This window comes from Streptomyces sp. NPDC006265 (assembly GCF_040613555.1).
Classification (GTDB): Bacteria; Actinomycetota; Actinomycetes; order Streptomycetales; family Streptomycetaceae; genus Streptomyces.
In genome coordinates this window covers 1-11,190 of sequence record NZ_JBEXSH010000219.1, presented here as the reverse complement: position 1 = coordinate 11,190, position 11,190 = coordinate 1, and the positions used below count along the sequence as shown (strand labels likewise).

The window sequence follows — 11,190 nt, the reverse complement described above, 5'->3', positions numbered from 1 at the left end:
CCCCCGACGGGCAGGGTCCGGACAGAGGGCAGGGCCCTGGGCTCCGGTACGGGCGGGGCACGGGTTTCAGTCTCGGCTCCGGCTCCGGCTCCGGCTCCGGTCACGGTGGTGAGTACGGGCCGGGCTCCGGTGCCGGCCAGGGTGCCGGTTCTCCCAGTGGCTACGGTGGTCATGGTGCCCCCACCGGTGGGCAGGGCCCTGGCCACGGCCCCGGTGGTGGACACGGTTCCGGGCCCGGTGGTGAGGCCGGTGGTGGACGCGGTTCAGGGCCGGGTGGAGGTGACGGGCACGGTCACGGCGGCGGTAACGGGCACGGTCACGGGCCCGGTCCCGCCCCGAGTGGCGAGCACGGGCACTCCCACAGCCACAACCACGGTCCGGCCACGCCCGTCTCCCAGCATCTGCGCAAGGTCATCGCGGCGATCCTGATCCCGTTCGCCGCGGCGGTGCTGGTGGGTCTCGCCGTGCTGTGGCCGGGCGGCGCCCCGTCGCACGAGCGCACCGGCGTCGGCTTCGACCGTCAGACGCAGGAGGCCACGGTCACCGAGGTGGTCGAGGTGAGCTGCAAGGAGGCCGGCGCTTCGGGCGTTCCGCCGACCGGCGACACCTCCACCGCCGAGGGTTCCTCCGCGGTGCAGCAGGAGAAGGGCACTTGCAAGCGGGCGACGATCCGGGTCGACAGCGGCGACGACAAGGGCCGTACCTTCACCGAGATCGTCCAGCCCGACCAGTCCCGCCAACTGCACGAGGGCCAGGAGGTCGTGGTCGCCTACGAGCCCTCGGCGCCGAAGGACCTGCAGTACTCGGTCACCGACATCAACCGCCGACTGCCCATGGGGCTGCTCGCCGGCATCTTCGCGATCGCCGTCGTGGTCGTCGGACGGCTGCGGGGTGTCATGGCCCTGGTCGCACTGGCCATCAGCTTCATGGTGCTGAACTTCTTCATCCTGCCCGCGATCCTGCAGGGCTCGAACCCGCTGGTCGTGGCGGTGGTGGGCGCCAGCGCCATCATGCTCATCGCCCTGTACCTGTGCCACGGCCTGTCCGCCCGGACGTCCGTGGCGGTGCTGGGCACCCTGATCTCGCTGCTGCTGATCGGCGTCCTCGGCTCGGTGTTCATCGACTGGGCGGCCCTCACCGGCAACACGGACGACAACACCGGCCTGATCCATGGCCTCTACCCGACGATCGACATGAGCGGTCTGCTGCTCGCCGGCGTCATCATCGGCTCCCTGGGCGTGCTCGACGACGTGACCGTCACGCAGACCTCGGCGGTCTGGGAGCTGCACGAGGCCAACCCCTCGATGGGCTGGCGCGGGCTCTACCGCGCGGGCATCCGGATCGGCCGCGACCACATCGCCTCGGTCGTCAACACGCTGGTCCTCGCCTACGCGGGTGCCGCGCTGCCGCTGCTGCTCCTGTTCTCGATCGCACAGAGCAGTGTGGGGACGGTCGCCAACAGCGAGCTGGTCGCGGAGGAGATCGTACGTACGCTGGTCGGTTCGATCGGGCTGGTCGCCTCGGTGCCGGTCACCACGGCTCTGGCGGCGCTGGTGGTCGCCGCCGATCGCCCTGGCACAGAGCCGCCGGCCGTGGAAGCCTCTGCCGTCCCTGCGCGCGGAGGAAAGGGCCGACGGCGCAAGCGCTGACGCCGCCCGACCCGCGAGAAGATCGCCCGGTCATACGAAGATCGCAGGAAGAAGCGTTCCTGCACAGCTCGGCGGTGTCCGGTGAAGCGTTACTCCACCGTGCCGCCGGGCCCATGTCTCAACCAGCGCCCTGCTCGGCGAGGATGCGGTCCAGGGCCTCGTCGAGGTGCGCGTCGAAGTCGGCGAGCGAGCCCTCCTGTCCCAGCGGCACCAACTTGTCCGTACGGTCGAGGAAAGCGACGAGCGGTGCCGTCGACGATCTGAACAACGCCTGGTCACTGCCCACCTGAAGCCGGATCAACACCTCGCCCAGCGCGTCGGGGTCGACGGGTGTGACCCGCACATCGCCCTCCCCGCACGGCCGGCCCACACCGTCGATCAGCAACTCCCGCCCGAAAGCCCACGTCACCGGGGCATCACCGGGCAAGTGGAACGTCAGCCGGACGGCATAGGGATCACTGGACTCATAGCGCAGCTCCACCGGAATGCGGAAGGAGAGCTCCTCGGACACGAGAAAGCTCATCATGACCTCTGCTTGTACGGACTCGCGCATCGATAACCCCGTCATTCGCCGTGACTGGCCGGGAACGAACCTCTGACACTTGGTGGAATCTTGCTGAACGTACACAGCAGATCACAAGGAGTGAGTTTTCACATACTGATAGAGAGCGCGAGCGAGCCGAGTACTCGCCCGATCTCGGCCTGCAACTGCCGGGCCGCGGGCAGCAGCCGGTCGGCCTGGTGTGCGGGGAGTGAGATGGCCATCGTCGCGGCCGTGCTGCCCAGCGTGAGCGGAATCGCGGCGCAGACCGCGCCCAGGGCGTACTCCTGACGCTCGGTCACCGGTTCCATGCGCCGGATCCGCTCCAGGCGCCGGAGCAGGCTGTGGTTGTCGCGCACCGTGTACGGCGTGAGGGGTTGCACCGGGTAGCGGTCGAGGTGGTCACGGCGGGCTTCGTCGTCCAGCTGGGACAGCAGGCACTGGCCGATGGCGTGTGCGTGCCCGGTCTCCCGGAAGTCGGCCCACTCCTCGACCGCCGGAGTTCCCGGAGTATCGGAGACACACATGACCTCGATCTCACCCTCACGGTAGACCGCGTAGTACACGGGCACCCCCAGGACGTCCCGCCAGTGGGCGAGCACGTCGACGACCCTGCTGCGACGTTTCTGCCGCGCTCCGCTGCTGCTCAGCCGCTCGGCGGCCTCACCGAGGAAGAACAGGCCCTTGTCCCGGCGCAGATAGCCCTCGTGCACGAGGGTGCGCAGCAGGTGGTACGTCGTGGGCAGTGCCAGCCCGGTCTCGCGGGCCAGTTGCTTGGCGGGGGCGCCGTACTCATGTCCGGCGACGGTTTCCAGCAGGCGCATCGCGCGCTGCACGGATCCGATGAGGGTCGGTGGAGGTGGTGGTGCGGAGGGGAGCGGTGGACCTGAAGGTGCCGCCGAGCGAGGTTGCGCGGGGACGGTGCGGAGGTGGACGGGGGCGGTGTCAGCCGGGACCAAGGGGCTCTCCCGAAGCGCGAGGGGGCAGCCCGTGCGGAGCAACACGGGTGGGGTTGAATGCCGCTCGCGGGGAAGTCCCCGCGTCGAGTTCCGGACTCTATTCGCCTGCCACCGCGTGCAGACGGCCCCGCCGGGAAACTTCCCCCGCCCGAGGGAACCGGTGATTCCAGGCGTTTCCCGCTACCCCCACCGGTTTCCCACGCGTCTCACCAGTCGCTGCGCGACGAGGAGCTCGACGTGAACTTCCGTACGACGTAGATCAGTCCGCCGACCAGGGCCACGAAGACCAGCAACTTGAAGAGCAGTCCGATGACGAACCCGACCACACTGGCGATCAGTCCGCCGAACACGACCAGGGCGATGACCGGCACCGCGATCCACTTCACCCACCACGGCAGTCCCGTGAAAATCTCTCGCATCGCCCTCGTCCTTACCTCTCCACCCGTTCGAGTGCCGGGCCCTGTCGGTCATTCTGGATCTCTGATGTCCTGCATTCGATGCTAGGTCCGGGGAGGGGTCCAACGGGGGCCTCGCATCCCTTGTCCTCCCCTGACCGATCCCCTAGGGAACCCTGAGGTGGCCCGTCACCTCTCGGGCGGAGAGAAGACCACCAGCACCCTCAGGTCCTCGGTGATGTGGTGGAACTTGTGGGCGACACCCGCCGGCACGTAGATCACGCTGCCGCGCGCCACCTGGGTCGTCTCCAGACCGACGGTGATCGCGGCACGGCCGCTCACGATGAAGTAGACCTCGTCCTGATTGTGCGGCTTCTGTGGATCCTGCTCGCCCGCATCGAGGGCGTACAAACCGACCGACATGTTCTGCTCCCGCAGAAACTGCAGGTAGGCGCCCTCGTTGGCGGCGCGCTCCGCCTCCAGTTCATCCAGCCGGAATGCCTTCATCGCCTGGTACGCCCCTGCCTCTTGTGCCCGTGTCCGATCAGGTCTGCCACGATCAGACACATGATGAATTTCCTAGTCAAGACGATCGCCAACGCGGGCGCCCTGGCGGTTGCCGTATGGCTGCTCGACAAGATCACCCTGACCGGTGACAGCACGGGCAAGGAAGTCGGCACGCTGATCATCGTGGCGCTGCTCTTCGGCCTGGTGAACTTCCTGGTCAAGCCGCTTGTCAAGCTCCTCAGCCTGCCGCTGCTGATACTGACGCTCGGTCTGTTCACCCTGATCGTCAACGCGCTGATGCTGCTGCTCACCTCGTGGCTGGCGGACAAGCTCGACCTGAGCTTCCACGTGGAGGGCTTCTGGACGGCCGTCGTGGGCGGCCTGATCATCTCGGTCGTCTCCTGGGCGCTGCACGTCGTGCTGCCCGACGGGGACTGAGCGGACATGACGTACCGGGTCTGCTTCGTCTGCACGGGCAACATCTGCCGTTCCCCGATGGCCGAGATCGTCTTCCGTGCACGGGTGGCGGAGGCGGGTCTCGACGAGCTGGTGGAGGTTGACAGCGCCGGCACGGGCGGCTGGCACGAGGGAGACGGAGCCGACCCGCGTACGGTGGCCGTCCTGGAGGACAACGGCTACGTCGGCGACCACACGGCCCGGCAGTTCCGGTCGTCCTGGTTCTCCCGCCTCGACCTGGTGATCGCCCTCGACTCCGGCCACCTCGGGGCCCTGCGCCGGCTCGCGCCCGCGGAGGAGGACGCGGAGAAGGTGCGGTTGCTGCGCTCGTACGACCCCGCCGCCGGCGACGACGACCTCGATGTGCCGGACCCCTACTACGGGGGCCTGGACGGCTTCGAGGAGTGCCTTGAGATGGTGGAGGCGGCGAGCACCGGTCTGCTCGCCGCAGTGCGCGAGGACGTGGAGGGACAGGCGGCATGAGCGATTCCGCGACGGGTGACGCGGGCGGGACGACGGGCGACCCGGCCCGGGCGACCGACGACGCGGGCCAGGTGAAGGATGCCGCGAGCCAGGTGACGAGTGCGGTGGGCCGGGCGACGGGCGCTGTCGACGAGGTGACGGACGCCGTGGACACGGCGACGGTTGCCGCGAACGAGGTGGCGGGCGCCGTGGGGCAGTCGGCCGTGGGCGCCGGAGACGGTACGCGCGCGGTGCGGGCCGGGCTGCCCGAGCCGGTCAAGCACGAGCCCACGCTGCCCGGCCCCGTGTTCGCCGCCCACTTCCATCTGCCGGGCGACCCGACCGGCCCCTACGCCTACGGCCGCGACGAGAACCCGACCTGGACGCTGCTGGAACGCGCCGTCGGCGAGTTGGAGGCGCCCGGCGAGGACGGTGCCGAGACGCTCGTCTTCGCCTCGGGCATGGCCGCGATCTCGGCGGTGCTCTTCTCCCAGCTGCGCACCGGCGACGTGTGCGTCCTGCCCGACGACGGTTACCAGGCGCTGCCGCTGGTCCGCGCGCAGCTGGAGGCGTACGGCATCGAGGTGCGCACCGCGCCGACGGGCGGTGACGCCCAGCTGGACCTCCTCGATGGCGCACGGCTCCTGTGGATCGAGACCCCGTCGAACCCCGGGCTCGACGTGTGCGACATCAGGCGGCTCGCCGAGGCGGCACACGCGTGTGGTGCCCTGGTGGCCGTCGACAACACCCTTGCGACACCGCTCGGCCAGCGTCCGCTGGAGCTCGGCGCCGATTTCTCGGTGGCCAGCGGCACCAAGCAGCTCACCGGCCACGGTGACGTCCTCCTGGGCTATGTCGTCGGCCGGAACGCCGAGGCCATGACCGCCGTGCGCCGCTGGCGCAAGATCGTCGGTGCGATTCCGGGGCCCATGGAGGCCTGGCTCGCGCACCGTTCGATCGCGACGCTCCAGATGCGGGTCGACCGGCAGAGCGCGACGGCCCTGGCGGTCGCCGAGGCGCTGCGCGAGCGGCCCGAGGTGACGGGGCTGCGATACCCGGGGCTTCCCGGCGACCCCTCGCACGAGATCGCCGCGCGCCAGATGCGGCGCTTCGGGTGCGTGGTGTCGTTCACGCTGCCCACGCGCGAGCGTGCCGACCGCTTCCTCGACGCGCTGCGGCTCGTGGACGACGCGACGAGCTTCGGCGGGGTGCGGTCCACCGCCGAACGGCGTGGACGCTGGGGCGGGGACGCGGTGGCGGAGGGCTTCATCCGCCTGTCGGTCGGTGCCGAGGATCCGGAGGACCTGGTGACGGATGTGCTGCGGGCACTGGACGCCTCGGCCGCCTGACCATCGTCACGGACGGTCCGAGCCTCCCCCCTCGTGGCTCGGACCGTCCCCCGGTTCCGCGCGCAAGAACCGCGCGACCAAGGCTAGTTGACTCTCTGTCAGTGTCCAATCACAGTAGCGACAGAGACCTATCGACTTATTTATAGTTGAGCGTGGCCGGGGTGCCGGAGCGGGGGCCGAAGAGGGAGTGTGTGCGGTGGATCTGGCCTTGCTGCGGACCTTCGTGACCGTGCACCGGGCCGGCTCCTTCACCCGCGCCGCCGCACTGCTCGGTCTCTCCCAACCTGCCGTCACCTCGCAGATACGGACGCTGGAGCGGCAACTGGGCCGCCCTCTGTTCCTGCGGCAGGCCCGAGGTGTGACCCCGACGAGCATCGGTGACGAACTCGCCCACAAGGCCGCACCCCATCTCGACGCCCTGGTGGAGATCACCGAGACCGGCGTCGACGACGACTCCTCCTTACGGACGCTGCACCTCGCAGGCCCACCGGAGTTCACGGCCGAACGAGCCCTGCCCGCCCTCACCGAGCTGACCGGCGAGGACGGCCAGGGCTTCGCCTTGCGCGCGTCCTTCGGGAGCGCCGAGGAAACGCTGGAGGGGCTGTCCGCCGGACATCATGATCTGGCCATCAGCACCGCCCAGCCGCGCGGCGCCCTGCTCACGGCGACTGCGCTCTGCGACGAGGAGCACGTCCTGGTCGCCGCCCCGCGCTGGGCCGAGCAGATCGGCACCGGTCAGCCGGACCGCAGGCCGGAACCGGTCCTCGAGAAGATGCCCGTGGTGGAGGTGCACGAATCGCTGCCGTTCGTCTCCCGCTACTGGGCCTCCGTCTTCGACTCGCCCCCGGCCGCTCCGGGAAGCGTGATCGTCCCCGACCTGCGTGCGGTCCTGGCCTGCGCGGTCGCGGGCGCCGGGCTGGCGGTACTGCCCCGCTACCTCTGTGCGGCGGCACTGGAGCGGGGCGATGTCCTCGCCCTGCACGAGCCGGCCGTGCCACCGCTGCGCACGTACTTCCTGGTGGTCCGCACCGGGACGCTCGCCATGCCCCATATCGCGCGGGCTCACGAGTGGTTGCAGCAGGCTTCGGCCGACTGGTGCTGAGGCCTGGAGGCGGCTTCGACCGACGGGTGCTGAGGCCCTCGGGGGCGACTTCGGCCGACAGGTCGGGGCGCCCGGGACCGTCTCTCACTCTGGGAGCTCGGACGGTGACGTTTCGCGATGTTTCACGTGGAACCAGCCGGGCCACATTTCACTCATGACCGTCCGACCCGTGGTCAAGCGCACCGCCCGCGCCATTCTGCTGGACGGTGCCGACCTGATCTTGATCAAGCGCACCAAGCCGGGTGTGGACCCCTACTGGCTCACCCCCGGCGGCGGCGTCGAGCCCAGCGACTCGACCGTCGTCGACGCCCTGCACCGCGAGGTGTACGAGGAACTCGGCGCGAAGATCACCGACGTGGTGCCCTGCTTCGTGGACACCATGGAGCACATCGGGGAGGACGGCGGCGCGACCGGCGTGAAGGTGCAGCACTTCTTCGTCTGCCGTCTGGGGTCCATGGACCCGTCCCTGCGCCACGGCCCCGAGGTCGACGAGCCGGTCGGCGAGTACGAGATCGTGCGCGTGCCCTTCACCCGAGTCGGGATCGCCTCCGTCCATCTCGTGCCGCTGTCGCTGCGGCACTATCTGGACGGCAACATCGAGGGCGTACTGGCGATGCACGCGCCCGACCTGGGCTGAGACGCAGATCAGCTTCCGGCAACGACCAGTTCCTCGACGGAGTCGTGCCGTATGCGGTCCGACGGGATGCCGCTGTCCCGCAGGGCGTTCACACCGCTGCGGATCATCCCGGGCGGGCCCGAGAGGTAGGCGTCGAACTCGTTCCACGGCCCGAAGGCGCGTATCGCGTCCGGCAGCTGCTGGTTCGCCTGCTGGTCGATGATCGCCCTGACCGAGAGCCACGGGTGGGTCTGCTGGAGGCGGAGCATGGTGTCGATGTCGTACAGGTCGTGGTCGGTGCGGGCTCCGTAGAAGACCTCGACGGACCGGCGGTCACCGTGCTCGGCGACGTCCTCGACCAGGGCCTTGATGGGCGCTATGCCCGTGCCACCGCCCAGGCAGAGCAAACCGCTGTCGGTGGTGTGGTCCACGGTCATGGAACCCGCGGGCGGGCCGAGCCGGATGATGTCGCCGGGGCGGGCGCGGTGCACCAGGGCGTTGGAGACCCAGCCCGCCGGGACGGCCTTCACATGGAACGACAGCAGACCGTCGGAGCGGGGCGCCGAGGCGAAGGAGTAGTGCCGCCAGATCCGGGGCCACCAGGGCGTCTCCAGGCTCGTGTACTGCCCCGCGAGGAAGGGGTACGGCTGGTCGGGGCGGACGGTGACGACCGCGACGTCCGGGGTTCTCAGGTCATGCGTGACGATCTCTGCATACCACCAGGCCGGGGCGCGCAGTTCGTCGGCGGCCGCCGCGTCGATCATGACCTGGGAGATCGTGGTGTAGGCCCGGACCCAGGCCGCCTCCATCTCCGCGTTCCAGACGCCGGCGGCGTACTTACTCAGTGCGCCGATCAGGCACTCGCCGACGGCCGGATAGTGCTCGGCCCGCGTGCCGTACTTCCGGTGGCCCCGGCCGAGGTTCTGCAGGTAGTCGACGAGGACGTCCTTGTTGTCGATGTGTTCGGCGGCCGTGAGCAGCGCCCTGAGCAGCCGGTCCCGCTGGGTGTCCATCGCGGCCGGGAACAGCGACCGCAGATCGGGGTGGCGGACGAAGAGCAGGGCATAGAAGTACGACGTCACCTTGTCGGAGACCGGGGAGACCTCGGCCATGGCGCGGCGAATGAGGACGGCGTCCGGAGACCCCGCTTCGGCGGGCGCGGGGGTGACCTCTTCTGCGGGCGGCACCGGAGCGGGCCGCTGGGCGGGGACACGCTCTTCGGCGGCAGCCGTGGGCGGCGGAGCCACGGTGGAGGCGAAGGGGGTCGGGGTGAGAGCTGCCGGTACGGGACCCGGCGTCGTGGCGGTGGCAAGATGCGAGACCGTGGGAGACGGGGCGTGCTGTGCGGCTGCAGGAGCGGACCGGGGTATCGCCTCCGGAATTTCCCCCCCTTGGCCCGGCCCACCGGTGCTCGCGCCGGTGGGGGGCGAGGGGGCGTCGGCTGCCGGTGCTTCCGGGGCGGCTCCGGGCCTGCCCACCGGGCGTATCGCGGCCGGCCGACGGACTTCCGTCCGCCCGTCTGCGGTTCCAGCGTCGCTGTCCGGCGCCGTCGTCGGGTTCTTGCGGGGTGTGAACCAGCCGCCCCCGCCGCCAGAAGTGCCGTTGTCGGCCGACGTGGTGGTCGGAGCGTCCATGGTGTGCCTCGCCTCGAGCATCTTTCGGTCGGTCTGCGCACTTCCCCAGTCGGAAGGTGCCTACTTTCCCCCGTGGACGGTCGCGTTCCCATCCTTGTCGCGGCCAATGCGGCCACATTCAACCCGTATTCCGGCTCCGTACGGACAAGTAAGGCGAGAGTGTGACATTGGCCGCAGTAACTCTCATCGAGCCTCTCACTCGTCAGGACGCTTCCGTCGCAAAACCGGAAACGTGGGTCTTCGATCTCTCCGTCCCGTTAGGCTGCGTTGCCCTGCACTCGGCCCACGGGAGGGTCGTCCCATCCCGGATGCGAACCGGAGTCGACCCTACCGGCCACCGCCGCGCACACAAGTCCCCCCTCGCCTCATCACGAATACGCGCACTAGGCGAATCTTCAAGTCCGTCAACTATTGGACAAGAAAACCCCGTTCAACGCCTCGATCGGACACTCGGTGTTCTTACGTGTTTCACGTGAAACATGCAGCGATGGTCCGCGCCGTGTGCGAGCGGCGACAACTGGCCAAAAGCTCGCATGACTCCACTGAAAGAGGTGGACGCCGGGGGTCCTCGTCGGACAGCCTGACCTGCGTGTCGACTCCTTCCCATACCTCATTGCCCATCCGCCGTCTGACGCTCCGCGATCAAGCCGCCTGCGCCGACTTGTCCGAGGACCGGGGGTGGCCACGGGAGGAGCACAAGTGGGGCTTCCTTCTCACGGCCGGGAAGGGCTATGGCATCGACGACCCCGACGGCGGTCTCGTGAGCGTCTGCGTCGTCACCGAGTACGGACCCCAGAACCCAGCCCTCGCCTCGATCGGCATGGTCCTGGTCGCCGGACGGCACGCACGGCAGGGGGTGGGGCGCCGACTGATGCGCCATGTCGTGTCCGCAATGGGCACCACGCCCCTCACCCTGCACGCGACACCGAACGGCCGACCCCTCTACGAGGAACTGGGCTTCAAGGTCACCGGGCGGGCCGAGATGATTGGCGGGCGTTTCGCTCCCGGTGGGCCGGAGCCGAGGGTCGCCACCCGTGCCGCCACCGCCGAGGACCTCACCTCGATCCTCCGCCTCGACGAGCAGGCGTTCGGGGCCGACCGCACGCACATCGTCACCCGACTCCCCGCCTTCGCCGACCAGTTGCGGGTGGCCGAGGAGGGCGGGCTGATCATCGGGTACGCGGCCGCCTGGCCCAACATGGACACCCATGTCGTCGGGCCGCTCATCGCACGCGACACGTCGGTGGCCCAAGCGCTCCTCGCTTCCCTCGCCGCCCACACCGACCGCCCCCTGCGCACCGACATCGACGTGCGGCACGAGGAACTCCTCGCGTGGGTGAAGGAGCGCGGCATGGAGTCCATCGCCTTCAACTCGGTGATGTCGTACGGGATCACCGAGCTGCCCGGAGATTGGACCCGGCGGTTCGCGCCGGTCACGGTCGCGGCGGGCTGAGGAGTCTCGATACGACGACGCCGGCTCCCCGGGGATCGGGGAACCGGCGTCGTCGTGCTGAAGGGCC

At 69.5% G+C, this 11,190-nt stretch carries 12 protein-coding genes; 7 read left to right on the top strand and 5 right to left on the bottom strand.

Annotation, left to right across the window (positions count from 1 at the left end; all coding sequences use genetic code 11):
* A partial coding sequence (locus tag ABZ281_RS19255; protein ID WP_356656982.1) for a YibE/F family protein occupies positions 1-1,649 on the top strand: 1,649 nt, incomplete at its 5' end.
* Positions 1,650-1,767: 118 nt separating this feature from the next.
* Here ABZ281_RS19255 and ABZ281_RS19250 read toward each other — a convergent pair.
* The 4 genes from ABZ281_RS19250 to ABZ281_RS19235 form a co-directional block, all read right to left on the bottom strand.
* Entirely contained in the window at positions 1,768-2,202 is a 435-nt protein-coding gene (locus ABZ281_RS19250; RefSeq protein ID WP_030849994.1) for an SsgA family sporulation/cell division regulator, read from the bottom strand.
* A 98-nt stretch (positions 2,203-2,300) separates the two neighbouring features.
* Complete coding sequence (locus ABZ281_RS19245) at positions 2,301-3,026, bottom strand: IclR family transcriptional regulator C-terminal domain-containing protein (RefSeq protein ID WP_356656980.1); 726 nt, start codon at positions 3,024-3,026, stop codon at positions 2,301-2,303.
* A 329-nt stretch (positions 3,027-3,355) separates the two neighbouring features.
* Positions 3,356-3,568, bottom strand: a complete 213-nt coding sequence (locus ABZ281_RS19240; protein WP_030189024.1) for a DUF5326 family protein — start codon at positions 3,566-3,568, stop codon at positions 3,356-3,358.
* Between the two features lie 165 nt (positions 3,569-3,733).
* A complete protein-coding gene (locus ABZ281_RS19235; RefSeq protein WP_097217849.1) occupies positions 3,734-4,051 on the bottom strand; it encodes a cupin domain-containing protein in 318 nt (105 codons plus the stop codon).
* 60 nt (positions 4,052-4,111) lie between these two features.
* On the opposite strand from ABZ281_RS19235, the gene ABZ281_RS19230 reads away from it, so the two are divergent.
* The 5 genes from ABZ281_RS19230 to ABZ281_RS19210 all read left to right on the top strand — a co-directional run bounded on the left by ABZ281_RS19230 (position 4,112) and on the right by ABZ281_RS19210 (position 8,057).
* Positions 4,112-4,489 (top strand): phage holin family protein, encoded by a 378-nt coding sequence (locus ABZ281_RS19230; protein ID WP_356656977.1) that lies wholly within the window; start codon positions 4,112-4,114, stop codon positions 4,487-4,489.
* Between the two features lie 6 nt (positions 4,490-4,495).
* Positions 4,496-4,990 carry a low molecular weight protein-tyrosine-phosphatase gene (locus ABZ281_RS19225; RefSeq protein ID WP_356656975.1) on the top strand — a complete coding sequence of 165 codons (495 nt, stop codon included), beginning with the start codon at positions 4,496-4,498 and terminating at the stop codon, positions 4,988-4,990.
* Positions 4,987-6,318 (top strand): cystathionine gamma-lyase, encoded by a 1,332-nt coding sequence (locus ABZ281_RS19220; RefSeq protein WP_356656973.1) that lies wholly within the window; start codon positions 4,987-4,989, stop codon positions 6,316-6,318. The genes ABZ281_RS19225 and ABZ281_RS19220 overlap by 4 nt, the downstream gene beginning before the upstream one ends.
* A gap of 196 nt (positions 6,319-6,514) precedes the next feature.
* Positions 6,515-7,420, top strand: coding sequence for a LysR family transcriptional regulator (locus ABZ281_RS19215; RefSeq protein ID WP_356656971.1), 906 nt, complete (start codon positions 6,515-6,517; stop codon positions 7,418-7,420).
* Between the two features lie 154 nt (positions 7,421-7,574).
* The gene (locus ABZ281_RS19210) at positions 7,575-8,057 is read left to right on the top strand and encodes an NUDIX hydrolase (protein WP_356656969.1); all 483 of its coding nucleotides are present in this window, start codon (positions 7,575-7,577) and stop codon (positions 8,055-8,057) included.
* Between the two features lie 8 nt (positions 8,058-8,065).
* On the opposite strand, the gene ABZ281_RS19205 is transcribed toward ABZ281_RS19210, so the two are convergent.
* Positions 8,066-9,670, bottom strand: coding sequence for a globin domain-containing protein (locus ABZ281_RS19205; protein WP_356656984.1), 1,605 nt, complete (start codon positions 9,668-9,670; stop codon positions 8,066-8,068).
* 589 nt (positions 9,671-10,259) lie between these two features.
* Between ABZ281_RS19205 and ABZ281_RS19200 the strand changes: the two genes are divergently transcribed.
* The gene (locus ABZ281_RS19200) at positions 10,260-11,123 is read left to right on the top strand and encodes a GNAT family N-acetyltransferase (RefSeq protein ID WP_356656967.1); all 864 of its coding nucleotides are present in this window, start codon (positions 10,260-10,262) and stop codon (positions 11,121-11,123) included.
* Positions 11,124-11,190: the final 67 nt, after the last annotated feature.